This is a genomic window from Arthrobacter sp. NQ7 (assembly GCF_029581595.2).
GTDB classification, from domain to species: domain Bacteria; phylum Actinomycetota; class Actinomycetes; order Actinomycetales; family Micrococcaceae; genus Arthrobacter; species Arthrobacter phenanthrenivorans_B.
Map to the genome: position 1 here is coordinate 22,614 of NZ_JARFXU020000014.1, position 24,763 is coordinate 47,376.

Below are 24,763 nucleotides of genomic sequence, written 5' to 3' on the forward strand. Positions count from 1 at the left end.
GGACCAGCCATGAAGATCATTGCCGCCGATGTGTTTGTTACCAGTCCGTCGCGGAATTTCGTGACGTTGCGGATCACGACGGAGGACGGTGTGACCGGGATTGGTGATGCGACGTTGAACGGTCGTGAGTTGGCTGTTGCGGCGTATTTGAAGGAGCATGTGGCGCAGTTGCTGGTCGGCAAGGATGCGCACCGGATCGAGGATACGTGGCAGTTCCTGTACCGGAGTGCGTATTGGCGGCGGGGTCCGGTGACGATGGCGGCGATTGCTGCGGTGGATATGGCGTTGTGGGATATCAAGGGCAAGGTGGCCGGGTTGCCGGTGTACCAGTTGCTGGGCGGTGCGTCGCGGAACGGGTTGCGGGCGTATGGGCATGCGTCGGGGTCGGATATTGAGTCGTTGTTTGATTCGGTGCGGGAGCATTTGGAGTTGGGGTATAAGTCGATCCGGATCCAGACCGCGATCCCGGGGATCAAGGCTGTTTATGGGGTGGCTGCGCAGGCGCAGGCGTCGGGGGAGCGGTATGACTATGAGCCGGCCGGGCGGGGTGCGTTCCCGCAGGAGGAGGACTGGGACACCCGGGCGTATTTGCGGCACCTGCCGACGGTGTTTGAGGCGGTGCGGAATGAGTTTGGTCCGGAGCTCCCGTTGCTGCATGACGGGCATCACCGGATGACGCCGATCCAGGCGGCGAAGCTGGGCAAGGCGCTGGAGCCGTATGACTTGTTCTGGTTGGAGGACTGCACGCCGGCGGAGAACCAGGAGGGTTTGCGGCTGGTCCGGCAGCACACCACCACGCCGCTGGCGATCGGTGAAATCTTCAATACGGTGTTCGACTTCCAGACGCTGATCAAGGAGCAGCTGATTGATTATGTGCGGGCGGCGTCCACGCATTTTGGCGGGATTTCGCCGTTGAAGAAGGTGATGGATTTCGCCGCGCAGTACCAGATCAAGTCGGGGTTCCATGGTCCGACGGATATTTCGCCGGTGGGGTTCGCGGCGCAGCTGCATGTGGGGTTGGCGATCCATAACTACGGGATCCAGGAGTACATGCAGCACTCGGCCAGGACCAACGAGGTCTTCGAGCAGTCCATGACGTTCGTGGACGGGTACCTGCACCCGGGCGACAAGCCGGGTATCGGCGTCGAATTCAACGAAGAAGCCGCCGCGGCCTACCCGTACCAGCAGGCCTACCTGCCCTACAACCGCCTGGTCGACGGCACCGTCCACGACTGGTAATCGCGCTTCCCGTTGACCCCACGGCCACCCGGTGTGAGGATGGCGCAATGAACCAGGTCTCCGCCTTCTACACAGGGCCCGGCGAACTTTTGGCGGCCATCGGTTCTGCCCTGGACGCGGCCGGTGTGGACCGTACGACGCTGCGGACTGCCGATCTCGCAGCTGTTGACGAGTTCCACATCCGTGGCCGAAGGGCCACCTTGGAAATCATCGAAGCACTCGCCCTCACCGCAGATTCCCATGTGCTCGACCTTGGCAGCGGATTGGGAGGCCCCGCACGGACGCTCGCCGAGGTGACCGGGTGTACCGTGACAGGGATCGACCTCACGCCTGAATTCTGCGAGGTAGCGACGGCGTTCTCGGAGTGGACAGGCCTGTCCGGCCGCACCAGCTTCCAGGTCGGCGACGCAACAGCCACCGGGCTTGCCGACGCCTCCATGGATGCGGCGCTGACCATGCATGTGGCCATGAATATCGCGGACAAGCACGCGCTGTACGCAGAAGCCTTCCGTGTCCTGCGTCCGGGCGGCCGGTTCGTGGTTTACGACGTCCTCCAGGGTGAAGGCGGCGACGTGCACTACCCGGTGCCGTGGGCCAATGACTCTACGACAAGCTTTCCCGTGACCCTGGACGAGATGCGCGAACTCCTCCCGCGGGCAGGTTTTGATGTCGTCTCCGAAGCCGACTCGTCGGCTGAAAGCCTCGCCTGGTTCCAGAAGATGCTCGCCAAAATTCAACGGGAGGGGCCGCCACCGGTGACCTTCGCGACGTTCCTTGGCAGCAGTTACGCGCAGATGACTGCCAACCAGGTGGCCAACCTCACCGAGCGGCGCATCAGGACCGTCATGTTCGTGTGCTCGAAGCCGTCCTGATTGTCAGAGCCACCCCCGGAGCCCCTGTCGTGCACAGATTTGGAGGTTCCCCATCCCGTTTCAGTTCCCGCTTGACGCGTCGCTGGCAGGTTCTTCCCGCATTGCCCGCAGGCTCCGCGGCCCCGGGGACGGTCGCCGCGGCTCACGGTCGCCCGCCGTGCCGCCCCTGCCCAACCACAGGGTAACCGGCGATCCTATGGGCACGCTCGCTCCCGATTCCGGACTCTGGTCGGTGACCACGCCGCTGGGCCAACCGGACGCATCGTCTGGCAGGCCGTCCGGATCGGGTCCGATCGCGACGAGTTTGCTGTCCACCAGGACTGTCCGAGCTGAATCGAGGGATAAACCGACGACATTCGGTACCGTGACGTTTGACTCCCTGCGCCTTCCTCCCGCTGCAGGCGCCACTAACCCGGCGGCCGCAGCTTCCACGGAGCGGGCCGACGGCGCGTCAACGGCAGGCACAACGACTCCCGTTGGAACCGCCTCGTCCAAATCCCGCCAGCGTTCCCACGCCGATTGCCGGGCCATCCCCAACCGGGCGGCGACTTCTGCCCACGACGAGCCTTGGCGACGTGCCGCCTGAACGGCCGCCAGCTCCGCTTGATCCAGCAGATACCGCAACTGCCGGATGTCACTGAGCGCACCCAGGGCTTCTGCACTGCCCGGCGGGGCGTCGCGGGCATCGCCGAACCATGCGCGCAGGCGCTCCCACGCGGTTCGGCCCTCGCCCCATGGATCCCGTTGCGCACCCATGATGTCAGGATATCCTGACGAGCCTGCGGCGTCGATGGGTCTGGGACATGGGCAGGCGGCTCGGGGTTTCGCTTTCCGTGGAGGCTTTAGCGTGCCCCCCGTTCGAGGTCGGCCAGTTCTGATTCGAGTTGCTGGGTCAGGTTACGCAGTCGGCTGATGTGCTCTTGGGAGACGCGTCCTGGCTGGCTGGTGACCTGTGCGTCGACGTCGAAGACGGTGTTGGGGCTGTGCCATACGTTGAACCATTCGAGACCGTGGCCCAGCGCGTCGCGGGTGACGCCTTGGAGCAGGAGCAGGGGTTCGCGGGTGGTGATGTTCAGCCTTCGTGCAAGGTCGGAATCTGCGGATACGGCCTGCACCTGGCGGGGTCCACCGGCGGGGTGGTAGCCGTGGTCGCGCATCAGGCTGAGGAGTGAGGCGTTTTCGAGCAGTTCCGCGGTGAAGTGGGGGAAGAAGTCGCGCGGGACCCAGGTGCGCATGAAGGCGACGGGTAGGTCGTCGAGGTAGCGGACCCGCTCAATCTTCCAGGTGTTGGTGGTGTTGAGCGCCTCGATGCCTGCCTGGGGCGGTTCGGAGGGTTCCACGCTGAGGACATGGGTGCGCAGTCGCTGGCCGTGCGCGGCCGCCTGCTCGTCGAGGCCGCCGGCGCGCTGAACGTGACGTCGAAGGACGGGCGTTGCGGCCACCACGCTGCCACGGCCGCGCTGGCGCCGGATGAGGCCCAGGTCGGCGAGGCCTGACAGGGCCTGGCGTACGACACTGCGGGAGACCCCGAATTGCCTTTGCAGTTCCTCTTCGGTGGGCAGGGAGGCACCCGGGGGCAGCGCCAGGTCCACGATCTGCCGGTGCAGGATGTCCCGGATTTGTGCGTGGAGAGGACCCCCCGTTTCACGGTTCAATCCGCTGCTGCGTCCCGCCGGTCCCGACGCTGGTTCTGCTGGTTCCAAACTCACGCTAACTCCTCTGCCGCTGTGGAAAATCTTAGCCCTCCCGCCCGAAGTCCCAGCCCTTCGACGGGAACTCCCGGCCTTGACGTGATCCGCACCACCTATTATTGTACGTATCAAAGGTACGTACAACTTCGGGATTGGTTACCACGGAAGATGCCAAGGATACGAAGTGCGAGTCACCTGCTTGAGCCCGCATTGGTGCGTGAGCGACGTGAGAGTACCTGCAGGTGACAGTCGGATACGTGAGTTTCAAACCCCCTTGAATTGGAGAGTCCCCATGCGCGACCCGCGCTCGGTGCGTTGCACCTATTACCTTGAATCAGAGATCGAGCCGGAGAAGGCTGCTGCCATCATGGCCGGTGAGCAGTCCAGCGGCACGTTCCTCCCGGTGCCCGGCGAATCAGCCCGGATCCGGGAACGGCACGCCGCCCGGATATCGGATGTCCAGGAACTGGGCTTTTGCCGGCCTTCACTGCCGTCCCGGTCCAACCCGGAAAAAGTCCGTGCCGCCTTGGTGACCGTTGACTTCCCGATGGAGAATGTCGGCACCGACCTGGCCACCCTGCAGACGGCGATCGCAGGGAATCTCTTCGAGCTGGGCGACTTGTACGCCTGCCGGCTCCAGGACATGCAGCTGCCGGAGGACTTCATCGCCGCCCACCCCGGCCCCGCCTTCGGCATTGAGGGGACACGCAAACTCATCAGCGACGTTCAGGGCGTCATGGTCGGCACCATCGTCAAACCCAATGTCGGGCTCTCGGAAGAAGAGTTCCGGCTGGTCGTCCGGGATCTGGCGATGGCGTCCATCGACCTGATCAAGGACGACGAACTCATGACGGACCCGGCGTACCTGCCGCTGGAACGCCGGGTCGCGGTCGCCACCGAGGAAATCCGCGCCGCAGAGCAAGTCACGGGCCACTCGACGATGTATGCCTTCAACATCACCGGCGACCTTGCCGGGCTGCGCAAGCGCCACGACCTGGTTGTTCAGGCTGGTGGCCGCTGCGTGATGTTGAACATCCCGGTGATGGGAATGCCGGCTCTGGCGTTGCTCCGCAGCTTCGCGGAGGTCCCGATTCACGGCCACCGCGCGGGCCTCGCCGCCTCCATGCGGTCCAAGGCCCTGGGCATCGACTACCGTGTCTGGCAGCAGATGGCCCGCCTTGCCGGTGCCGACCACCTGCACGCTTCCGGTTTGGGCAGTAAGTTCTACGAACTTGATGAAGAGGTTGCGGCCAACATCCGCAGCCTGCTCGAACCTCTCGGTCGGACCGTTACGCCGCTGCCGGTGTTGTCCTCCGGCCAGAACGTCACCACCCCCGGGCCCACATTCGACGCGGTGGGTTCCACCGACTTGATGATGCTGGCCGGCGGCGGGGTCGCAGCCCACCCCGATGGACCTGGCGCCGGTGTGCGCAGCCTGCGCCAGGCGTGGGATGCGGCGGTTGACGGTGTCCCGCTGCTGACTGCAGCCAACAAACAGGCGGAAACTGGAGATGACGCCCTGCTGCACGCAGTCCAGACTTTCGGGAAGGGTGCCTGACATGCCAGCATTCGGTTTCGTCGCCGACGACCTCACAGGAGCCGCCGACGTCCTGGCCCAGTCCCACCGCTACGGCCTGGAAGCTGCCCTGGTCATCGGGGACGCGCCGCTGCCCACGGACACCGACGTCGTCGGGTTCGCAGGTCCCGCACGCTCCCTGTCCGGGGCGGCGTTCGACACCCTGGTCACCCGTGACCTTGCCGGCATAGCGGCCCTGAACCTCGACGTGCTGCTGTACAAGGTCTGCTCCACGTTCGACAGCTCCACCACTGTGGGAAGCATCGGGCGGGGGATCCAGCTGCTCCATGAGCAGTTCCCCCTGCACGGCCCCATACCCGTGGTGCCCGCCCAGCCGGGCTTCGGCCGTTACACAGCCTTCAGCAACCACTACGCCACCTACGCCGGAAAAACCTACCGGCTGGACCGCCACCCGGTCATGTCACGGCACCCGTCCACCCCCATGTCCGAGGCGGACCTCCGCGAGGTCCTGGCCGAACAGCTCGGCGGCACCGAGGTACCCGGAGCCATCCACCTGCCGGCCTATGAGGACGGCACCTTTAAGGACGCCTGGGCTGACCGGCGCCGGGAACCCGGAGCGCAGGCCTACGTCGTCGACGCCGTGGACGAACACCAGATGGACGCAATAGCAGAAGCCCTTACCCGGGAAGAACACGGCCACGGCCCATCCATCGTCGTCGGATCGGGCGGCATCATGGCAGCCCTGGCACGCTCCATCTCGGACCAGGCGCCCCGTACCCCCGGGCCGCAGCGTCCGTCCGGGCCGGTGCTGGCCGTCAGCGCTTCAGCCTCCAGCACCACGGCGGAACAAATCAACGACGCCATCTCCAATGGCTGGGAGGATGTTCCCGTACCGGCCGAACTGCTGCAGCGCGATGACAGCACGCTCGTGGCAGCCCTCGACGAACAGGTTTCCGCTGCCCTCCGGGCAGGCAGGAACGTGGTGGTGCACACCACGAGGGGTTCGGCTGATCCCCGCTACGGCACAGCTAAGCCGGTGGACGCGGGCTATGTCGGCACGCTCATCGGCGGCATCGCCGCCAGGATGGCGAACGCCGGGCTCACCCGTGACGTCGCCGTCTGCGGCGGCGATACCTCCAGCCATGCACTCATCGCCATGGGCGTCCGCCAACTCCGGGTGTCGGACCAGTTCGTCACGGCAGGCCCAATCCTGAAAGCCGACGGCGCCTCCGCCGTCGCAGGGTGCAGGCTGCTGCTCAAAGGCGGACAGGTCGGCCCTGCCGATATCCTGCGCCGCTTCGCCGGCCAACTCCCCGGCTGACTGCCGGCAATTCCCTCCACGCATCACCAGAACCAACGAAAGGCGGCCCCCATGCGGGCAGTAGTCAAGAATGCAGCCGAGCGGGGCGTCACCTACGTCACCGACGCAGGCGACCCCAAAGCAACAGAAGGTTCCGTCGTCATCGAAGTCGGCGCGGCCTCCCTGTGCGGCACGGACCGTGAACTCTACGAATGGACCCCCTCAGCCCAGGCGTTCAACCTCAACCTCCCGGTCATCCTCGGCCACGAAGGCGCAGGAACCATCGTCGAAGTCGGCCCCGGCGTCACCGGCCTGAAGGTCGGCGACCAGGTCGCCCTTGAAAGCCACCTGACCTGCGGCCAGTGCTTCCCCTGCCGCACCGGCGACGCACACACCTGCGAACGCACCGGCATCCTCGGAATGCACATCGACGGCGTCTTCGCCGAGTACGCCTCCGTCCCCCAGGACATCTGCGTCAAGCTCCCCACCGGCCTGTCCCTCGAATCCGGCGCGCTGCTCGAAGCCGCAGGCGTCGCCGTGCACGCCATCCAGCGCACCAACTACTCCGTCGCGGGCCGGGCCGTGCTCGTCAGCGGCGCCGGCCCGGTCGGACTCGTCGTCGTCAACCTGGCCCTGCTCATGGGCGCCAGCCACGTCATCGCCGTCGATCCCAACCCCTACCGGAGGGCCCAAGCCGAGAAACTCGGTGCGACCGCCCTGCACCCGAATGACGGCATCGTGGAGCGGAGCCGCGAACTGACTGGCCGCCGCGGAGGCTTCGACGTGGCCTTCGAATGCTCCGGCGCCCCCGGCACCCTGGCAACCCTCTTCGAAGCCGTCCGCCGCGAAGCCACCGTCATCACCGTCGGACACCCCAGCCGCCCCGCCGAAGTCGATATCGCCGCCTACATCAACAAAAAGGGCATCACCCTGCGCGGCATCTTCGGGCGCCGGCTCTGGGAAACCTGGGAACAAAGCCTCCTGCTCCTCGATTCCGGGAAGCTGGAACTGGACTGGCTCATCACCCACCGCAAGAAGCTCAGCGACATCGACGAAGCCGTCGAACTGCTCACCGCAGACGCCTGCAAAGTCCTGCTCATCCCGGGCCTGGGCTAAACACACCCCCACCGCGCACACCCCCCCCGAACGCGCGGACCAAGCACACCCCAGCCATTCACAGGAGAAATCAATGTCGATTCCCATCAAGAAAGCCCTGGAAAAAGTTCCTGGCGGCATGATGCTGGTGCCCCTTGGCATCGGCGCCGTCATCCACACCCTCGCCCCGGACGCCGGAAAATTCTTCGGATCCTTCACCGGCGCATTCTTCACCGGCCTGGCACCACTCCTGGCCGTGTTCTTCGTCTGCCTCGGCGCAACACTCGAAGTGAAATCCACGCCTTACATCCTGAAAAAGGGCGGTGTGCTGCTCGGTTCCAAAATCCTCTTCGCCATCCTCATCGGCGTCATCGCCGGACGCTTCCTCGGCGAAGCACCCATCGACTCAGGGATCCTCGCCGGACTCTCGACCCTCGCACTGGTCGCCGCACTTAACGACACCAACGGCGGCCTCTACATCTCCCTCATGGGCCAGTACGGCCGCAAACGCGACGCCGGCGCCTACTCGATCCTGTCCCTGGAATCAGGCCCCTTCCTGACCATGGTCACCCTCGGCATCGCCGGGCTGTCCGCCTTCCCCTGGCAGGCACTCGTCGGCGCCATCCTCCCGCTGGCACTGGGCATGCTCCTGGGAAACCTGGACAAAAACATGCGTAATCTTCTGGCCCCGCTGGTCCCAGCCATGGTGCCGTTCCTCGGACTGGCCCTCGGCCTGACCATCAACCTCAACGCAGTCGTCGAGGCAGGACTGCTCGGCATCGTCCTCGGCCTGTTCGTAGTGTTCGTCGGCGGCGCCGTGCTGCTGCTCGCCGACAAACTTACGGGCGGCGACGGCGTGGCCGGCCTTGCCGCAGCAACCACGGCAGGCAACGCCGCCCTCGTCCCGGCCATCATCGCCACGGCCAACCCCGTCTACGCCCCAGCCGCCGACCACGCCACCGTCCTGGTCGCAGCATCGGTCGTCGTCTCCGCAGTACTTTGCCCGATCGTGACCTCGGCATGGGCCCGCAGGGTGCAGAAGAAAGAGGGTCTGGCGGGCGCAGCAGATAAATCGTCCGAGCAGGAGGCGCCCGCCCCCAAGCATGCAGGTAGCACCCCAGAACTGACATAGCAGTACGAAAGGAAGAGGGCGGGGCGTGCACACAGTGCCCGTCCCGCCCCATCCTTCTCCACCCGGACCTGGGGCCGAATGCAGCACCAACTCAGGAAGGAACACCATGGGCGCCGCCACTCAACCCGTCAACGCAACATCCACCGGATCCCAAACCCGCCTGCTCGACTATCACAACTGGATCCACCTCAACCCGGGCGACAGAGTGGTCGTCAAACAACCCGCCAGCCCGCCCGAACGCGGCACCGTCGACGACATCGCCGAAGATGCCTCATACTTCTGGGTCTGGCTTGACGGCCACAACAGAACCCTCATCTCCCACGGCGACGGCACCACCATCCACAAGATCCTCACCTAGTTGTTTATTTGCAGAATCAACCAGACCGGCCAGTCCCAAAACCCTAGCGATTTTAGGCACTCGGGTTATACGACACAGGGATACAGCCGTCCCGTATGAGGATCCTTCACCGGACACTTTAGGTGGGGATCAAATTAAATCGGGATAGGACTCCCTACACAACTACTATCTGTGCACGTCGATAGGCCCTGGCTCCGTTCTCGCAGTCGCAGTTCCAGGTGTTTGCCACAACCTAACGAAATCCAAGATGTTCCTGCCGTGTTCAGACCGGGACGAAATGATATTTGGCGGGGATACTGATTCTTTCCAGAACTGGACCAGGTGCTGCTCGGTCGGGGCGTCCACAACGAGGTCAAAAGCTGCATCCCGGCCGGTAGTGTGGAGCCGCGCACGATAGCTACCCTTTTCGTCCCCTGCTACGTTGCCAATGTCCTTCATCTCCCAATCCGTCGGGGTATTGAAGTAAGCCCGCCCTTCAGGCAGCGTCAGGGACACTTCGTGGATGTCTTCCCAAGCAGAGGCCGCGGCTTCCGGACGCTCCTGCAGAATCTCGATGGCTAATTCGACTGGGCCCGAATGAACGCCCGTGAACACCAAGGGCACTCGTAGAGGTTCAGGGACTTCACCCCGCCTCGCAGCTTGCAACGCCGCCACAGGGTCAGTCGGAGGAAGAGGCTCGACAACGAAATCCACGGCGTGGCCAACGGCACGTATTTCAAAGGCGGCTGACTCGATCACCACGTCAGCCTAACCGCGGCGCCTGGTCGGGAGACACAATGTCTCGTTACGGAGCGGGTTTACCTGTCCGTAAGGGGATCCTCGAACGTGCACTTAGCCGTGCATGCTGCGCACCAGCCACGCATTTCGTTTATTGACCACGTCGCAGGCCTAAAGCGCCAGCAAGCCCTCGGATAGGGCCTTTCTGATTCGAACCTGTTCGCTTCCGGGAGCGCGTGCGGGAAAGCCCCCGTTCCGGAAGACCAGGTTTAGATACGACACGAACGGCATCTCGGTCTCGGCGACGAAGAGGCCGTCAATGCCCCCGTCCGGGAGTCGGAATCCATAAGGGTCACTGCCGCTCACATTAGCCTTGTGCAACCGATCGGGTGCGACAGGAAGGATGAACGAACCATTGCTTGGGTCATCTGTCGCCGCTTCTTCCCATGCCTCATACTCACTGGCGAAGAACCCGGCAATCGACGCCTCAGGATGCCTCGATCCTTCCAGCTCGATCACCAGTGGGTCCGCCTCGGATGACTCGCTCCATTCCGGGTGCGTACCAACCAGCCAAACATCGCCAACAAGACGGATCCAGGACGAAAGAGCTAGAGGGATTGGACCGAACTCGGCTTCGAGCCAGGTAACCAGCCGGCGGGCCGCTGGATTCGCCGGCTGGAAGGGACAAACCGGAATCCGCTGATCATCGTTGGAATGAAATAGGAATCCCTGCGACGTCAGGCGCTCGACGAGCATTTCGATGTTGAACCGCGCACGAAGTGCCATCTGGTCACATACGGCCTGCGCCTCCTCGAGTAAAAGAGGATCACGAACGGCTGACCCCAGAAGACGCAGTTCCGACCACACAGCCTCGCGTTCACCTCTCCGGTATCGCTCGACCCAGTCCCCATGCTTCATGAAGAACGATTGTCCCCCAATGAAACAAGGAACCGAAAACAAACGCTTGGGCGTGATTCCCAACCGCTCCCAAGCGCAACGCGCTCCCGGACCATCTCGGGCGGGTCTGGACGAGTCCCGTGTCCGGTCAAGGATCCCTAACCGGACGCGGCGCGATTTTTGCGGCGACGGTCATATTGTGTTGCCATGACTGAGATGACCGCCTGGAACCTGGCCTTTCGTTGTGACAGCGGCCTAGGCAAGGCGCCGGGACGAACTGCCGAAGCTGCCCTGCCCAGTCAACCCCCATCAGGTTGGACAGGAAGTCGTGGACCGGGCGTTAGATGGGAACAGTGGCCACGAAGCCTCAATACCGGCTTGCCCATGATGCATGTGCTGACACTCTGGCTACCCGCAGCCTTTCAACGGCGCGGGTCGCAGTTTCCAGGAATTGCAGTATTTGCTGGTGAGGGACAATTTGCTGACAACTCTAAATCGCCCGTCCCCAGCGTCGAGTCAACCGACCCGTTCCTGCGTGACCTGGCAGCAGCAGAAGTGCATCCCGGCCTGCTTAGGCGCAGAGACCTGATCGACGGTGAATTCGCGATCCTCTGGCTTACTCATGCTGAGTTGGTCGCCGGCCCAACAGCACCTCGCCCTGATCTTCGCGCCGAGGGTGAGCATGTCGACGAGTCAGAGGGTACCAATGCTTGGGACAACGTCGAGCCAACCGTCGACGTCTGGTTGATTGATCGCGACGACCCAAATGCTGGCAAGGCACCCGTTGAACTGTGGGGAGACGAGGTCGGAGCAGATGGGTACATCAATCCCTCTACGAGTGGGAACGGTTTAGCGGCTTGGGCGGAACCGCTATTCGCCTTGAGCCACTTGGGCGGAACGGCTTTCCCCGTCCAAGCCATGCCAGCTGGCCTAACTCCTTGGTATCTCGAACTCGAAGAGATTTCAGGGCTCAACTTCGGTGGAGGCGGCAACGCCCAGATCGACTTGGAATCCGATACTTTCGACTGGGCTTGCGGATAGCAGAATCGGGGAATCTGACCAAAGGTACCCAATAGCCTAGAGAAAGCTCCAACCAGAACATGTCGCGTAAGCCGATCCTTCACCGGGCGCTACTTTCCAGAACGCGAAGGTTTCGCCTAGCCAAGTCGCCCCGGGTGGTCTTTTCGTGAATGCAGTCGCCAAGTCTCAAGCCCTAGGCTAGTGCTGACCAGGTATGACAGGGGGTAAGGCTTGGGCAGCGTAAAAGCAGTGGATGCACACTATGGGATTCACTTCGGCGGCGAGCCGGAGTACTGGAAATTTAGCGACCATCCAGAAATGGGCGGAGTTCTTGAATGGCCCAAAGGAGTATCACTCAAGCCATTTCACCTCTACGCGACGCTTGGCCTTCATGGCTTGGTTCACGGTCCGCTGAACCACAACCATGGGTTCGAGCTCTACACATGCGTGGCGGCAGGAACAGATGACGTCAGGTTGTCATTTGGCCTGATGGCCAACTATGTAATCGCCGAGCAAATCGTCCTGGAAGCCGGCCATGTGGTTACGCCTGCCGAGGAGCGTGTCCTCCACGGCCGCGACTTTAGATCATGGCTGATGCTCGAAAGAGTAGATGATTTCATCCCGCCCCTTCGGCTCGACAACGGGCACCACGTAGTCTTCCTGGACGCCACACCGGTCTTCCCTGAAGAAGCTCGGACCGTGAAGGAACACGGCTTGGACGCATTGTTTGAGGTCTGGGACCAGGATCCACCCAGACTCTCCGACCTGAACCGCGAGCTCCCACGCCCACTGCTTGCGTAGTGCGGTTCTTACCTGAATCCGCCGCCCGTTGAACGATCCTTTACCGAACGCTCGGCAACTCGTGTCTTGGTGTACCGCGAGGAACGCTCAGTGACAAGGTGCTCCTTGCGGGCGAACAGCTTCCTTCTCAGTGGGTCGGAGCTGGCGCGGATGCCCCGGCTCGCCGCGCTCAAGTCCATGGACCGCAAATCCATCGAACACTAAACCGTCGGTAGGGTTGGCCCATGGCACACCTTGTCGAGCACCTTGAACAGTATCTGGGAACCATTGCCGTGGGGTGGTCCAAGGATGCAGACGGCCACCCGCAGCATGCGCAGGTCATCAGGCTCGTTGACGGGCCGATAGAGGGTGTGACCTCGTATTCGACTCTGGGTCTCAGCCGGTACCCGCTGGCCGTGCCGGGTAAGGCGCCCGTCCGGATGGAGCTCCTGATCATGGTCCGAAGCGGCCACTTTGAGCGCTTCGTCCCATCGATCTTGCAGCAGCTCGTGGATGGCGTGATCCACCAGGGGCGGGCGCCTCTACGCGGTGAGGTCATCGGCCCGTGGGGGCCGCTTGATCCAGATACCGGCCTTGAAGCCTTCTACTTCGGTAGCCCCGTCTACCAGCCGGAAGCGTTCGCGACATGTGAGGACCCCGAGGGTCCGATCGTCATCTCTTGGCTCATGCCGCTCTATCCCGCCGAGGCTGCCTTTGTCGCAACGCATGGCTGGCCGGCCTTGGAAGACCTCTTGGCCGAACACGACCCGGACCTGGCGGACTGGCGCCGACCTTCGCTGCCAGTCCACACCCCATAGGTGGTCGCCGCGGCCGGTACAGGATCCCTGAGCGTGCGCTTGGAGCGCCCGAGGCCGTTTGCACGGGCCGGGCAGCGCATTCCTGAAGGCATATAACAACCTATCCAGCGCCGTCTATGACAGCATCTGATCATGACTCCAACACGATCTGCTGATGAGCTTCTGAGCGTCGATTCCCCAGCCTGGCCCCGGTTGAACGCGCTCTTGGCCAGCGCACCCGTGGATGTCAAAGTAGTGCCAGCTGATGACACCGCCAAAAGGAACGTGCTCTTCCGGTTGCAGGTGACCGCCGCGTCGATGCTTGGAGCGATTGCATCTAACTCCGGAGCTCTCGTCGTCGACCACGGGTGGGTACGGATTCTCGGCGCCGGCTCTGAATGAATCGAGGACATCGCCACAGCGAACGCTCTAGGTGATCCCGACCATCGCGCGGTGCCCCCAGGGCATCTTGTGATCGCCTATGACGTCCTCGGTGGAGTCTTCGCTATCAATCACGATGATCTCCCCGCTGAACCTGGAGAAGTTTGCTAGTGGGGTCCGGACACTTTGGAGTGGACTCCTTTGGGGGCCGGCCACGCTGCATTCGTTGAATGGGTGCTGAATGCAGGAGTCGCGGAGTTCTACCGTGCGCTGCGCTGGCCGGGGTGGGAAGAAGAGGTCGCAGCTCTGTCCATTGACGAAGGCATCAGCGTCTACCCGTTTCTTTTCACAGAAGAGGGCCGCGACATTGCAACGGTGGCAAGAAAGGCAGTTCCCTTCCGCGAACTGCTCCATCTAAATGCACACTTGGCCGAGAGCCTCAGCCCAGGATCAAACTAAACTTCTGGCCGCCCGATGAAGGATGCGACAGCTTGAACTTCGAGCCTTCGAACTCGGATGAAGTCCGTGCTCTGACAAATGCCCCTTTGACGTAAAAGGACCAAAACTTTCCGAGCCGCGGTCTGACGAATGTGTCATTCTGAGGTTGCTGCCAGCTGCGAGTCGGCCGACGGATCGTGAGAACTCAGTGCGTTTAGGCGAAGGAGCGGTGCCATGAAGCCGGATCCGACTAAAGGAATAGCGGGACGCAGTACCAAGCCAGGTCAAGATCCGTCCGGCCCGTTGGGACCCGAATCTCAAAACTTGTCACCATGGATTCTGGCGCTAATTGTTATCGGTCCGTCAGTCTTCTTCTTCGTGCAGAAGATGTGGGGATTTTGGGCGGGGATCGTCACGAGTACTGTCATCATCGTCGGGTGCGGTCTGTTTCTCCTACTGCGGCGTCGACAGCGTGGGTCCCGGTAGGGGATCCTCTACCGGTCATTCAGTCGGTTAGGGGGAGCACGTCGCATTTTGGCCACTGCAAGAATCAAAGGGAGAGCGTGCTCGGCCGAGGAGCCTGAGGCCAGATCATGCCAGGAAGGTGTCCTTGTCCAGAGCGGCCACGGCGTCGATTATCTCTTGAATTCCCGTGTAACGGTTTTCAGTGGACAGGTCTGTGCATTTTCGGACAAGAGCCCCGAGGTTGGCGCCGGCCACGTATGGGGCTTCCTTTCCGGTGAAAATGAAGGAGAGGATGAATCCAACCGAGTAGATCTCGTTGCTGAGCGTGTAGTCCTTAAAGCTGGTGAGAGTTGGGTCAAGGATGGTCCCCTTCATCTCGGTCCCTGTCCGGGTGAGTAAGGAACTTTGAGTTTTGTGGAGACCAAAGTCGGAGAGCTTCACCTGGACTACTCCTGCGTCGTAGGTCTTTACGAGTACGTTCGTGTAGCTCAGGTCTCTGTGGAGGACGTTTTTGTATGCAAGGTAGCTGATGCCGTAAAGGAACTGCTGTGCGATACGTTGCCGCTTGCTGAAGTCGAACTTCGGGTTGCCATTGTTTATGGAGATGTATTTTCCGAGGGTGTAGTCGCAAAACTCCATGGCATAGCTGATCCTGGTTTCGTTGTACCCGTATACCGCCAACACGTACGGGGAACTGAGGTCAGCTAGAACGTCATATTCAGCCTTGAACCTATCCAGCTCGTTCTGAGCGAGGTTCTTCTTGGCCACCTTCACGGCAACGGGCATCTTGTATTCAAGATCCTTGTACTTATAGACAAGCGCGTAGGAACCTTCTCCAAGGGGTTTCAGCGGATAGTCTTTGCCGGACTTTTCGATGCGAACAATGTCTGCCGCGACGGTAAAAATGGCCTCGTAGTCCTCTAGAGGTATCTCCTCCAAATCTGGGGGCATGGGGCTTCCCCCGCTGGGGGATAAAAAGGTACGGCAGCGTTCGAGCGCATCTTGATAGGACTTTCGCAGGCATACCTCAACGTCAACCCTCTTAAGGTTCGTCCTGAGTTGTCCCAGCTCACGCATGACCTCAAGAAGGTCCCGGCTCTGTTCGGCGTTGTAGTGCCCTCCTCGCTCCCGTTTGTGGTTCATGTGGCCAAGCAGCGCGTTGAGCTTGTCGTGGAAGTAGGCAAAGGCGGGCCGGAGCGCCTCCCTTTGATCCTGGTAATAGCGGGCGTACCGGTCATCGTAAGGGTACGCAGAGTATTTATTCTCTATGTCCTGAAAGACGTCTGCTGGCACTACCAAAGGTTTCCCCCAACGATGAGATGGCTATCTCCCTATTGTCGGGCAATTGGGCCGATGCTTCCGACCCTGTCCGGACGGAGGGGTGATAGATGCGCTGCGCCCGTAAGCCGGTCGTTTACCGTGCAGCCACGCATGGATTCTTGTTTCTCAACCGCTGCTGACCGTACATGCACGTTTACCCCGCACGATGAAATGCACGGTGAAGGTACCCTAACCGCAACGCTCCAAATTGTCTCGAAACCTTGGAATATGAGAAGTCTTACCGGTCCCCGAACGGGTTCACGGAGTTGCCCAAGCTCGTGCAGCTAAACCTTAGAAACAGACGCCTACTCCGCCGCACCCCACAGTGCCTTGCGCAGCAGCCGCTTCAGTTCCTGGGACTCATCCTGCGTCAGCCCGGCCAGCTGGTTCAGCTCGGCCTCGTCCAGGGCCGCGCGGGCCTTGGTGTGCATCTTCCGGCCCTCGGCGGTGGCGATGATGATCTTTGCCCGCCGGTCCTGCTTCCCTTGCGCCCGCTCCACCAGGCCCCGGCGTTCCAGGTCGTCCACCAGCGTCACCACCTGGCTGGGGTCCAGGCTCAGGAAGTCGGCCAGTTCCCGCTGTGTTGGCTCCAGCCCGCTGCACGCCAGGGTCAGGACGGAAAAGGAGCGCTCCCGGAGGCCGAAATCTGACAGCGCTTTGTTGTTCAGGACGGACCCCGCGGCGTGCAGTTTGGCCAGCAGCAGGCCGACGTCACTTCCAATCTTGGCTGCCGCGAGGCGCGGGGTCTGAACGTCTGTGCCCAAGATGGCCATCACAACTCCGGTACTGGTAAAAAACAATCGTTGACTTTTTCAATGATCCGTATTTTCATTGATCCCAACAAGGATCTCACACCGCCGTGGGATCGACCCCACCGGCTTCGGCCGGCGCATGCGAAGGAGCAGGCCATGAGTTTGAACGGCAAAGTAGCCATCGTTACCGGCAGCGGGCAGGGCCTCGGCCTGGCCTACGCAAGGGAACTGGCGCGCCAGGGCGCCGCCGTCGTCATCAATGATGTCAACGCCGACACCGCCGCGCAGGCGGTGGCCCAGATCGAGGCTGACGGCGGCCGCGCCACCGCCGTGGTGGTCCCGGTGGGAACCACGGACGCCGCCAAGGCGCTGGTGGCCGGCGCCGTGGACGCGTTCGGCGGCCTGGACATCCTGGTCACCAACGCCGGCATCCTCCGTGACAAGTCCCTGCTGAAGATGACGGACGAGGACTTCGACCTGGTGATCAACGTCCACCTCAAGGGCACCTTCACCTGCGTCCGCGAGGCCTACGCCTACTTCAAGGAACACAACGTCCAAGGCCGAATCATCACTATCGGTTCGCCCACCGGCCAGCGCGGCAACTTCGGCCAGACCAACTACGCCGCTGCCAAGGCCGGCATCGTAGGCATGGTCCGCACCTGGGCCCTGGAAATGAAGAAGGCCGGCGTGACGGTCAACAGCGTCATCCCCGTGGCCGCCACCGCCATGACCAAGACCGTGCCATATTTCCAGAAGGCAGTGGAGGCCGACGAGAGGGGCGAGGCCATGCCGGCCTTCTTCCGGCACGACCTTGGCTTTGGAACGGCCGACGACGTCGCCGGACTGGTTGCCTTCCTCGCCTCCGACGAGGCCGCCCACATCACCGGCCAGGCCATCGGCGCCGGCGGCGACCGCCTGCAGGTATGGACCCACCCGGAAGCCGCCACCACCGAGTACCGCAAGGGCGGCTGGAGCTACGAGGCCCTGCTGGAAAACGCCGGCCAGCTGTTCAACCAGGACACCCTGCAGGGCTACGGCGAGGAATTCCTCCCGCTCCCGGAGGACCTGAAGCCTGCACAGCCCGCCGAGGCCCGCTGATCATGGCCGACCGCTACGAATTGGGCATCGACCCCAGCAAGCTCGATGCCATCGACATGCACGTTCACCTCGAGGTGGACAGCTGCGGCCACGGCTCCCTCCCGGAGGAACTGACGGAAGCCTCGGCCAAGTACTTCAAGGCAGAGGACCGCACCCCGTCCCTGGACCGCATCGCCGACATCTACCGCGAACTGAACATGGCCGCCGTCGTCTTCACCGTGGACGCCCGCACCCAGCTCAAGCACGAGCCCAACAGCATCCCGGAACTCATCGCCGGCGCCGCCCGGAACAACGACGTGCTGATTCCGTTCGGCAGCGTCGACCCACGCACGGGCGAGGACGCCATCGCCGGAGCCAAGCACCAGGCGGTGGAGCTCGGTGCCCGCGGCTTCAAGTTTCACCCCTCCCTGCAGGGCTTCGACCCCTCCAGCGAGCGCTTTTACCCGCTCTGGGAAACCCTCCAGGAACTGGGCCTGCCTGCCATTTTCCACACCGGCCAGAACGGCATGGGTGCAGGTCTTCCGGGCGGTTATGGCATCAAGCTTGCCTACTCCAACCCCCTGCTGCTGGACGCCGTGGCCGCTGACTTCCCCGGCCTGCAGATCATCATGGCCCACCCGTCCGTGCCGTGGCAGGACGAGGCCAACTCCATCGCCACGCACAAGGCCAACGTCTTCATCGACCTTTCCGGCTGGTCGCCCAAGTACTTCCCGGAATCGCTGGTGAAAGGGGCCAACTCCTACCTGCAGGACAAGGTGCTGTTCGGCACCGACTTCCCGCTGATCACCCCGCAAAAGTGGCTCGGCGCATTCGCGGACCTCCCGCTGAAGGACGAGGTCCGGCCCAAGATCCTCAAAGACAACGCGGTCCGCCTCCTCGGGCTGGGTGGTTGAGATGGCGATGACGACGGCGGAAGCCGGCCTGGGTGCCCGGCTCTACGAGGCAGCGGACTGGTACGACGCCGAGTCCCTCCTCACGCCCGAAGAGCGTCAGGTCCTGTTCCGGTTGCGGTCATTTCTGGACGTGGAAGCCAAACCGCTCCTCGCCGACTACTGGGAACGCGGGGAGTTCCCGGAGCAGCTCGCCCGGCCGCTGATCGACCTGGACCTGATGGAACCTGCCGAACTCAGTGGCGCCGCAGGTGCAGAACACAGTCCGGCCCGCGGGATCTACCAGGGCTTCCGGATCTTCGAGCTTGCCCGCACGGACGCGTCCCTGGCCACCTGGTACACCGCCCAGGCCGGCCTGTTCCGGACAGCCATCCGCGTGGGTGCCTCGGCGGAACAGCAGGCCGAATGGATGCCCAAGGTCATCGACTTCTCGCTCAAAGGCGTATTCTCGCTGACCGAACCCGAGTCCGGATCGGACATCGCCGGCGGACTCTCCACCACCGCCCGGCTGCAGGCCGACGGCAGCTGGATCCTGGACGGTGCCAAACGCTGGATCGGCGGCGCAGCCACCGCGGACGTCCTCGCAGTATTCGCCCGGGACACCGCGGACGGGCAGGTCAAGGCCTTCCTCGTGGACCGGACGGCCGACGGCGTCACCCTGGAGAAAATCCACGGGAAGACCTCGCTGCGGATGATGCAGAACGCCCACATCACCCTCACCGGTGTCCGCGTCCCCGATGCCATGCGGCTGCACAACGTGAATTCCTTCCGAGACGTCGCGGCGATGCTCAGGGCCATGCGCTCGGACGTTGCCTGGATCGCCACCGGCATCGCAGCCGGCGCGTTCGAGGCCGCCCTCGCCTACGTCAACGAGCGCCGGCAGTTCGGGCGCACCCTCGGGTCCTTCCAGCTGGTTCAGGAAAAACTGGCCCGCATGCTGGGAAACGTCACGGCCAGCCTGTCCCTGGTGGTCCGGCTCACCGAGCAGCAGGCCAAAGGCATCTACCGGGACCAGGACTCCGCCCTGGCCAAGATGCAGACGTCCCTGTTCATGCGCGACACCGTAGCCCTGGCCCGCGAAGTGGTGGGCGGCAACGGCATCACCCTCGCCACCGACGTCGCCCGCTTCCACGCCGACGCCGAAGCCGTCTACTCCTACGAAGGCACCCACGAGATCAACGCCCTCATCATCGGCCGAGCCCTCATCGGCGAAAGCGCGTTCACCCGCTAAGCCCTGCGACACCTGCACAGCACCACAACCACACACCAGCCCAGGAGGCAACGATGCCCAATCTCGTCGTCGATTTCGACACCCTGCTCACCCTGTCCGGCAAGGACCTCGGCGCCACCGACTACCGCCAGATCACCCAGGACCAGATCAACCTGTTCGCGGACGCCACCGACGACCACCAGTGGATCCACACGGACCCCGAACGCGCCAAGGATGGCCCGTTCGGCGCACCCATCGCCCACGGTTTCCTCACGCTGTCCCTGATCATCCCGTTCTGGGGCGAGCTGTTCGACGTCGAAGGTGTCACCACCAAGGTCAACTACGGCCTGGACAAGGTCCGCTTTACCTCACCGGTCACGGTGGGCTCCAAGGTCCGCATGCAGGCCACCATCGCCGACGTCACCGAGGTCAAGGGCGGCGCCCAGATCAAGGTCAACGCCACCATCGAGATCGAAGGCCAGGAACGCCCGGCCGTCGTCGCCGAATTCCTCGCCCGCTTCTACAAATAGGACGCTTCTACAAGTAAGCCGCTTCTGCACGTGGGCCGCTTCTTCACGTAGGCGGCACCACCGGCAGCAACCCTTCACAGCCTCGGCGGCACCCAACGGGCACCGCCTCCCCAGGCAACCCCAAAAACCCGTCCCCCTCCCTACCCCATTCCTCCGTCTTTAGGAACAGCCATGTCCGGACACACCACGCTCGCACCTGCGGGCACGGCCGCCAAGCGCAAGGAAGCGCGCACGGTCATCCTGTCCAGCTATCTGGGCAGCACCATCGAGTTCTACGACTTCCTGCTGTACGCCACCGCCGCAGCCGTGGCCTTCCCCAAGGTCTTCTTCGCCGGCATGGACGACTGGGTGGGCGTCGTCGCCGCCTACGCCACCTTCGCAGCCGGGTACGTGGCCCGGCCGCTCGGCGGGGTGATCTTCGGCCACTTTGGCGACAAGGTGGGCCGCAAGGGCATGCTGATCATTTCCATGGCGGTGATGGGCATCGCCTCCACCCTCATTGGCCTGATTCCCGGTGCCGGTGTGATCGGCCCGTGGGGCGCCGTGATCCTGGTACTGCTGCGGGTTTGCCAGGGCATTGCCGTCGGCGGGGAATGGGGCGGCGCGGCGCTCATGGCGCTGGAGCACGCCGACCCTAAACGGAGGGGTTTCGCCGCCTCCTTTGTCAACGCCGGTGCGCCCACCGGTGCCGTGCTGGGCACCGTGGTGATGGGCATCTTCTCGGCGCTGCCGCAGGACGCCTTCCTTGCCTGGGGTTGGCGGGTTCCGTTCCTGCTGTCCTTCGTGCTCCTGATCGTGGGCATGTTCGTCCGCCTGCGGGTCTCCGAAAGCCCCATCTTCGCCGAGGCCGTGGCCAAGGAAAGCACGCAGGGCGCCCAGCGGAAGATTCCGCTGCTCGAGGTGCTGCGCCGGCCCAAGGCCCTGGTCATGATCATGTTCGCCGGCGCCGCCGGGTTCGGCCTGCAGGTGGTCCTGCCCACCTTCTCGGTGACCTACGCCGTCTCCAAGGGCGCCCCGCAGCAGGGCGTGCTCTACGCCTTTGCGGGGGCTTCCGCCATCTCCATCATCTTCGTCCTCCTGGGCGGCCGCCTCTCCGACCGGTTCGGCCGCCGCCCGGTGATGATCGCGGGCCTGGCCCTGTTCATCGCCTACCTCTTCCCAATGTTCGGCATGCTCGGCTCGGGCAACGTGGGGTTGGTGTTCCTGGCCTTCACCGTGGCGCTCATCCTGCACTCTTCCCTGTACGGACCGCTGGCGGCGTTCGTGTCCGAACAGTTCGGCACCACCTCCCGCTACACCGGCGCCGCCGTGGGCTACCAGCTGGCCACGCTTATCGGCGCCGGTTTCACCCCGGGCATCGTCGCCGGCTTCTACAAGGACTCCGGCCAGAACATCCTCCCCGTGGTGGTGTTCCTTGCCGGCATGGCCCTCGTCTCGATTGTGTTCATCGCCCTGACGCGGGAATCTAAGAACAACGACCTCACCACGGTCCGTTAGGAGAACCATGGACAACAACGGAGTTGGCTCCTGGCTGCACCGCCGGCGCGCAAAATCCGGTGCCAAGACGGCGCTCCTGTCCGGAGCCGGCACAGCCGCCGCCGCCCTCAGCTACGGGGAACTGGCCGAGCGGGCCGACCGACTGGCGAACGCACTCCGGGACAGGGGAGTGGCCAAGGGGGACCGGGTGGCCTACCTGGGGGAGAACCACCCCTCCTTCGTGGAAACCTTCTTCGCCTGCGGGCTCCTGGGCGCGATCTTCGTGCCGCTCAACACCCGGCTCGCACCGCCTGAGCTGCAGTTCCAGCTGCAGGATTCGGGCGCCCGGCTCCTGGTCCACGCCGACGCCCTGGGCGCCCTGGCGTCCGCCGCGGTGGCGGACACGGAAGTCAGCCACCGCCTGGACGTAGCGGCCGACGCCGGGACGGAACCTTCCGCCGTGACGTCACCCGCCGCCGTCGAACAGTCCGTCACGGTGGAGCAGTACGGGGAGGCGCTGCAGGCGGCAGCTGCCGAACCCATCGACGTGCCCGTCGGCCATGACGACGGCGCGATGATCCTCTACACCTCGGGAACCACCGGCAAGCCCAAGGGGGCCCTCCTGACGCACGGGAACATCACGTGGAACTGCATCAACACCATCGTGGACATGGACGTGAACCGCAACGATGTGGCGCTGATGATCTCGCCGCTGTTCCACGTGGCGTCGCTGGACATGGGGCTGCTGCCGATGCTGCTGAAGGGCGCCACCGTGGTCCTGGAGGCCAAGTTTGATCCCGCCCGGGTCCTGGAGCTCATCCAGGAACACAGGGTTACCACCCTCAACGGGGTGCCCACCACGTTCCAGATGCTGTGCGAGCATCCCGGCTGGGCCGCGGCCGACCTCAGCTCGCTGGACAAGCTGACCTGCGGCGGCTCCGCCATTCCCCGGCGCGTCCTGGATGCGTACGAGGACCGCGGCATCGGCTTCACCAGCTGCTACGGGATGACCGAAACAGCTCCCGGTGCCACCATGCTGCCTGTTGACCGTTCCCGGGACAAGGCCGGCTCGGCAGGCCTGCCGCACTTCTTCACCGACGTCCGGATCGCCGATCCCCTGGGCGGCGCAACCGCCCCCGGCGAGGTGGGGGAGATCCAGGTCTCCGGGCCCAACGTGATCAAGGAGTACTGGAACCGGCCGGAGGCCACCGTCGCCAGCTATGCCGACTCACGCTGGTTCCGCTCGGGGGACATGGGCTACCGGGACCCGGAAGGCTTCCTGTTCGTCTCGGACCGGCTCAAGGACATGATCATCTCCGGCGGCGAAAACATCTACCCGGCAGAGGTGGAAGCCGTCATCGCGGAACACCCCGCCGTCAGCAGCGCAGCGGTCATCGGTGTCAGCGACGAGAAATGGGGCGAGGTCCCCCAGGCGATCGTGACGCTTCGCGAGGGGGAATCCCTCACCGGTGATGAGCTGCGCAGTTTCCTGGACGGCCGGCTGGCCCGATACAAAATCCCCAAGTCGCTGGTAGTGATCGACGAGATGCCCCGCACCGCCAGCGGCAAGATTCGCAAGATGGAGCTCCGCAAGCAGGTCTGACGGAGGACATCCCACGGTTCACCTCGCTGGGGGCCGTGGGGGTCCGCCGTTGTTACCGTTCACGGTCATCAATTGGCGGAATCCTATAGGACAGTGCCACCATAATTGGATGCTTGAGGCAACTAAACCCCACAATTCCCCGGACGGGACCCCTGTCAACCCTGCGCTCGAAGCGGAAAGCAGGATCGCCCGCGTCGCCGTGACGGTGTTCCCCATCCTCGTGGTGGTGGCAGGAGTTATCGGCTTCCTGCTTCCAGGCGTCTTCAAGCCCATCGCGCCGAGTGTGCCCTACCTGCTGGGCATCATCATGTTTTGCATGGGACTGACCCTGACGCCGCCGGACTTTGCTGCGGTGGCCAAGCGGCCATGGGCGGTGGCGCTGGGAATCGTTGCCCACTACATCATCATGCCCGGAGCCGGCTGGCTGATTGCCGGTGCCCTGAACCTCGAGCCCGAGCTCGCCGTCGGCGTCATCCTGGTGGGATGCGCCCCGTCCGGAACCGCCTCCAACGTGATGGCGTTCCTGGCCAAGGGTGACGTTGCGCTCTCGGTGGCGGTAGCGTCCGTTTCCACCCTGATCGCCCCGATCGTCACCCCGTTGCTGGTCCTGTTCCTGGCCGGCTCCTACCTCCAGATCGACTCCGCCGGCATGGTCCTGGACATCGTCAAGACCGTGCTGCTGCCGGTGGTCGCCGGCCTGCTTGCCCGGCTGTTCCTCAAGAAGCTCGTGGCCAAGGTGCTGCCCGCGCTGCCGTGGGCCTCCGCCGTCGTGATTTCCCTGATCGTGGCCATCGTGGTGGCCGGCAGCGCCAGCAAGATCATCGGTGCCGGGGCCATCGTGTTCCTCGCCGTCCTGCTGCACAACGGCTTCGGCCTGGGCCTTGGCTACCTGGCCGGGAAGCTGGGGCGCCTGGACGACAAGGCACGCCGTGCCCTGGCCTTTGAAGTCGGGATGCAGAACTCCGGGCTGGCCGCCACCCTGGCCACCGCCCACTTCAGCCCCCTCGCGGCGCTGCCGTCCGCGGTCTTCTCGCTGTGGCACAACATCTCCGGGGCCATCGTGGCCGCCTGGCTGGCCCGGCGCCCGCTGCAGGACAAGCAGGCCTAAAGGGCACGTTTCCAGCCAGCCATCCTGGGTATGGATCCGGTAGGGACAGCGCCGTTT

General features: G+C 63.6%; 23 protein-coding genes and 1 pseudogene. 19 read left to right on the top strand and 5 right to left on the bottom strand.

The window, feature by feature from the left end; translation table 11 throughout:
- Window positions 1-9: 9 nt before the first annotated feature.
- The gene (gene manD, locus PUN71_RS14855) at window positions 10-1,239 is read left to right on the top strand and encodes a D-mannonate dehydratase ManD (protein WP_277799017.1); all 1,230 of its coding nucleotides are present in this window, start codon (window positions 10-12) and stop codon (window positions 1,237-1,239) included.
- A gap of 47 nt (window positions 1,240-1,286) precedes the next feature.
- Window positions 1,287-2,111 carry a class I SAM-dependent methyltransferase gene (locus PUN71_RS14860; RefSeq protein WP_277799018.1) on the top strand — a complete coding sequence of 275 codons (825 nt, stop codon included), beginning with the start codon at window positions 1,287-1,289 and terminating at the stop codon, window positions 2,109-2,111.
- Between the two features lie 60 nt (window positions 2,112-2,171).
- On the opposite strand, the gene PUN71_RS23190 is transcribed toward PUN71_RS14860, so the two are convergent.
- Both PUN71_RS23190 and PUN71_RS14865 read right to left on the bottom strand, forming a co-directional pair.
- On the bottom strand, window positions 2,172-2,867 hold the full coding sequence (locus tag PUN71_RS23190; RefSeq protein ID WP_502860778.1) for a PASTA domain-containing protein: 696 nt from the start codon (window positions 2,865-2,867) through the stop codon (window positions 2,172-2,174).
- A gap of 86 nt (window positions 2,868-2,953) precedes the next feature.
- Complete coding sequence (locus PUN71_RS14865) at window positions 2,954-3,820, bottom strand: GntR family transcriptional regulator (protein WP_277799019.1); 867 nt, start codon at window positions 3,818-3,820, stop codon at window positions 2,954-2,956.
- A gap of 274 nt (window positions 3,821-4,094) precedes the next feature.
- On the opposite strand from PUN71_RS14865, the gene PUN71_RS14870 reads away from it, so the two are divergent.
- The 5 genes from PUN71_RS14870 (at window position 4,095) to PUN71_RS14890 (ending at window position 9,224) form a co-directional block, all read left to right on the top strand.
- Window positions 4,095-5,360, top strand: a complete 1,266-nt coding sequence (locus tag PUN71_RS14870; RefSeq protein WP_277799020.1) for a RuBisCO large subunit C-terminal-like domain-containing protein — start codon at window positions 4,095-4,097, stop codon at window positions 5,358-5,360.
- A 1-nt stretch (window position 5,361) separates the two neighbouring features.
- Complete coding sequence (locus PUN71_RS14875; protein WP_277799021.1) at window positions 5,362-6,660, top strand: four-carbon acid sugar kinase family protein; 1,299 nt, start codon at window positions 5,362-5,364, stop codon at window positions 6,658-6,660.
- Window positions 6,661-6,711: 51 nt separating this feature from the next.
- Entirely contained in the window at window positions 6,712-7,755 is a 1,044-nt protein-coding gene (locus tag PUN71_RS14880; protein ID WP_277799022.1) for a zinc-dependent alcohol dehydrogenase, read from the top strand.
- Between the two features lie 73 nt (window positions 7,756-7,828).
- A complete protein-coding gene (locus tag PUN71_RS14885) occupies window positions 7,829-8,866 on the top strand; it encodes a 2-keto-3-deoxygluconate permease (RefSeq protein WP_043451966.1) in 1,038 nt (345 codons plus the stop codon).
- Window positions 8,867-8,972: 106 nt separating this feature from the next.
- Window positions 8,973-9,224 (top strand): hypothetical protein, encoded by a 252-nt coding sequence (locus PUN71_RS14890; protein ID WP_277799023.1) that lies wholly within the window; start codon window positions 8,973-8,975, stop codon window positions 9,222-9,224.
- Window positions 9,225-10,112: 888 nt separating this feature from the next.
- On the opposite strand, the gene PUN71_RS14895 is transcribed toward PUN71_RS14890, so the two are convergent.
- Window positions 10,113-10,859: a hypothetical protein gene (locus tag PUN71_RS14895; protein WP_283532411.1), complete on the bottom strand. Its 747-nt coding sequence runs from the start codon at window positions 10,857-10,859 to the stop codon at window positions 10,113-10,115.
- Window positions 10,860-11,045: 186 nt separating this feature from the next.
- On the opposite strand from PUN71_RS14895, the gene PUN71_RS14900 reads away from it, so the two are divergent.
- The 5 genes and pseudogenes from PUN71_RS14900 to PUN71_RS23200 form a co-directional block, all read left to right on the top strand.
- Complete coding sequence (locus PUN71_RS14900; RefSeq protein ID WP_277799025.1) at window positions 11,046-11,879, top strand: hypothetical protein; 834 nt, start codon at window positions 11,046-11,048, stop codon at window positions 11,877-11,879.
- A gap of 210 nt (window positions 11,880-12,089) precedes the next feature.
- The gene (locus PUN71_RS14905; protein ID WP_277799026.1) at window positions 12,090-12,659 is read left to right on the top strand and encodes a suppressor of fused domain protein; all 570 of its coding nucleotides are present in this window, start codon (window positions 12,090-12,092) and stop codon (window positions 12,657-12,659) included.
- A 224-nt stretch (window positions 12,660-12,883) separates the two neighbouring features.
- On the top strand, window positions 12,884-13,456 hold the full coding sequence (locus PUN71_RS14910; protein WP_277799027.1) for a suppressor of fused domain protein: 573 nt from the start codon (window positions 12,884-12,886) through the stop codon (window positions 13,454-13,456).
- Window positions 13,457-13,588: 132 nt separating this feature from the next.
- On the top strand, window positions 13,589-13,837 hold the full coding sequence (locus PUN71_RS23195; protein ID WP_502860783.1) for a DUF2625 family protein: 249 nt from the start codon (window positions 13,589-13,591) through the stop codon (window positions 13,835-13,837).
- A 162-nt stretch (window positions 13,838-13,999) separates the two neighbouring features.
- Window positions 14,000-14,275 (top strand): annotated as a pseudogene (locus PUN71_RS23200) (DUF2625 family protein); the annotation flags it as partial.
- 570 nt (window positions 14,276-14,845) lie between these two features.
- Here PUN71_RS23200 and PUN71_RS14915 read toward each other — a convergent pair.
- Together PUN71_RS14915 and PUN71_RS14920 are read right to left on the bottom strand one after the other, a co-directional pair.
- Window positions 14,846-16,012, bottom strand: coding sequence for a protein kinase family protein (locus PUN71_RS14915; RefSeq protein WP_277799028.1), 1,167 nt, complete (start codon window positions 16,010-16,012; stop codon window positions 14,846-14,848).
- A 332-nt stretch (window positions 16,013-16,344) separates the two neighbouring features.
- Window positions 16,345-16,812 carry a MarR family winged helix-turn-helix transcriptional regulator gene (locus PUN71_RS14920; protein ID WP_277799029.1) on the bottom strand — a complete coding sequence of 156 codons (468 nt, stop codon included), beginning with the start codon at window positions 16,810-16,812 and terminating at the stop codon, window positions 16,345-16,347.
- Between the two features lie 135 nt (window positions 16,813-16,947).
- Between PUN71_RS14920 and PUN71_RS14925 the strand changes: the two genes are divergently transcribed.
- The 7 genes from PUN71_RS14925 to PUN71_RS14955 all read left to right on the top strand — a co-directional run bounded on the left by PUN71_RS14925 (window position 16,948) and on the right by PUN71_RS14955 (window position 24,706).
- Window positions 16,948-17,889: an SDR family NAD(P)-dependent oxidoreductase gene (locus PUN71_RS14925; protein WP_277799030.1), complete on the top strand. Its 942-nt coding sequence runs from the start codon at window positions 16,948-16,950 to the stop codon at window positions 17,887-17,889.
- 2 nt (window positions 17,890-17,891) lie between these two features.
- Window positions 17,892-18,782, top strand: a complete 891-nt coding sequence (locus PUN71_RS14930; protein WP_277799031.1) for an amidohydrolase family protein — start codon at window positions 17,892-17,894, stop codon at window positions 18,780-18,782.
- A 1-nt stretch (window position 18,783) separates the two neighbouring features.
- A complete protein-coding gene (locus PUN71_RS14935) occupies window positions 18,784-20,010 on the top strand; it encodes an acyl-CoA dehydrogenase family protein (protein ID WP_277799032.1) in 1,227 nt (408 codons plus the stop codon).
- 53 nt (window positions 20,011-20,063) lie between these two features.
- Complete coding sequence (locus tag PUN71_RS14940; RefSeq protein WP_277799033.1) at window positions 20,064-20,519, top strand: MaoC family dehydratase; 456 nt, start codon at window positions 20,064-20,066, stop codon at window positions 20,517-20,519.
- 171 nt (window positions 20,520-20,690) lie between these two features.
- Window positions 20,691-22,016, top strand: coding sequence for an MFS transporter (locus PUN71_RS14945; RefSeq protein WP_277799034.1), 1,326 nt, complete (start codon window positions 20,691-20,693; stop codon window positions 22,014-22,016).
- Between the two features lie 7 nt (window positions 22,017-22,023).
- Window positions 22,024-23,598 carry an o-succinylbenzoate--CoA ligase gene (gene menE / locus PUN71_RS14950; protein ID WP_277799035.1) on the top strand — a complete coding sequence of 525 codons (1,575 nt, stop codon included), beginning with the start codon at window positions 22,024-22,026 and terminating at the stop codon, window positions 23,596-23,598.
- Window positions 23,599-23,707: 109 nt separating this feature from the next.
- Entirely contained in the window at window positions 23,708-24,706 is a 999-nt protein-coding gene (locus PUN71_RS14955) for a bile acid:sodium symporter family protein (RefSeq protein WP_277799036.1), read from the top strand.
- Window positions 24,707-24,763 lie beyond the last annotated feature (57 nt).

Bases quoted from the DNA above. Each gene is read 5' to 3' on its own strand.
- PUN71_RS14885 (WP_043451966.1), top strand. From the start codon at position 7,829: ATGTCGATTCCCATCAAGAAAGCCCTGGAAAAAGTTCCTGGCGGCATG.
- menE (WP_277799035.1), top strand. From the start codon at position 22,024: ATGGACAACAACGGAGTTGGCTCCTGGCTGCACCGCCGGCGCGCAAAA.
- PUN71_RS14895 (WP_283532411.1), bottom strand. From the start codon at position 10,859: ATGAAGCATGGGGACTGGGTCGAGCGATACCGGAGAGGTGAACGCGAG.
- PUN71_RS14890 (WP_277799023.1), top strand. From the start codon at position 8,973: ATGGGCGCCGCCACTCAACCCGTCAACGCAACATCCACCGGATCCCAA.
- PUN71_RS14935 (WP_277799032.1), top strand. From the start codon at position 18,784: ATGGCGATGACGACGGCGGAAGCCGGCCTGGGTGCCCGGCTCTACGAG.
- PUN71_RS14920 (WP_277799029.1), bottom strand. From the start codon at position 16,812: ATGGCCATCTTGGGCACAGACGTTCAGACCCCGCGCCTCGCGGCAGCC.
- PUN71_RS14940 (WP_277799033.1), top strand. From the start codon at position 20,064: ATGCCCAATCTCGTCGTCGATTTCGACACCCTGCTCACCCTGTCCGGC.
- PUN71_RS14860 (WP_277799018.1), top strand. From the start codon at position 1,287: ATGAACCAGGTCTCCGCCTTCTACACAGGGCCCGGCGAACTTTTGGCG.
- PUN71_RS23195 (WP_502860783.1), top strand. From the start codon at position 13,589: ATGACTCCAACACGATCTGCTGATGAGCTTCTGAGCGTCGATTCCCCA.
- PUN71_RS14870 (WP_277799020.1), top strand. From the start codon at position 4,095: ATGCGCGACCCGCGCTCGGTGCGTTGCACCTATTACCTTGAATCAGAG.
- PUN71_RS14925 (WP_277799030.1), top strand. From the start codon at position 16,948: ATGAGTTTGAACGGCAAAGTAGCCATCGTTACCGGCAGCGGGCAGGGC.
- PUN71_RS14930 (WP_277799031.1), top strand. From the start codon at position 17,892: ATGGCCGACCGCTACGAATTGGGCATCGACCCCAGCAAGCTCGATGCC.
- PUN71_RS14910 (WP_277799027.1), top strand. From the start codon at position 12,884: ATGGCACACCTTGTCGAGCACCTTGAACAGTATCTGGGAACCATTGCC.
- PUN71_RS14900 (WP_277799025.1), top strand. From the start codon at position 11,046: ATGACTGAGATGACCGCCTGGAACCTGGCCTTTCGTTGTGACAGCGGC.
- PUN71_RS14880 (WP_277799022.1), top strand. From the start codon at position 6,712: ATGCGGGCAGTAGTCAAGAATGCAGCCGAGCGGGGCGTCACCTACGTC.
- PUN71_RS14875 (WP_277799021.1), top strand. From the start codon at position 5,362: ATGCCAGCATTCGGTTTCGTCGCCGACGACCTCACAGGAGCCGCCGAC.
- PUN71_RS14955 (WP_277799036.1), top strand. From the start codon at position 23,708: ATGCTTGAGGCAACTAAACCCCACAATTCCCCGGACGGGACCCCTGTC.
- PUN71_RS14945 (WP_277799034.1), top strand. From the start codon at position 20,691: ATGTCCGGACACACCACGCTCGCACCTGCGGGCACGGCCGCCAAGCGC.
- PUN71_RS23190 (WP_502860778.1), bottom strand. From the start codon at position 2,867: ATGGGTGCGCAACGGGATCCATGGGGCGAGGGCCGAACCGCGTGGGAG.
- manD (WP_277799017.1), top strand. From the start codon at position 10: ATGAAGATCATTGCCGCCGATGTGTTTGTTACCAGTCCGTCGCGGAAT.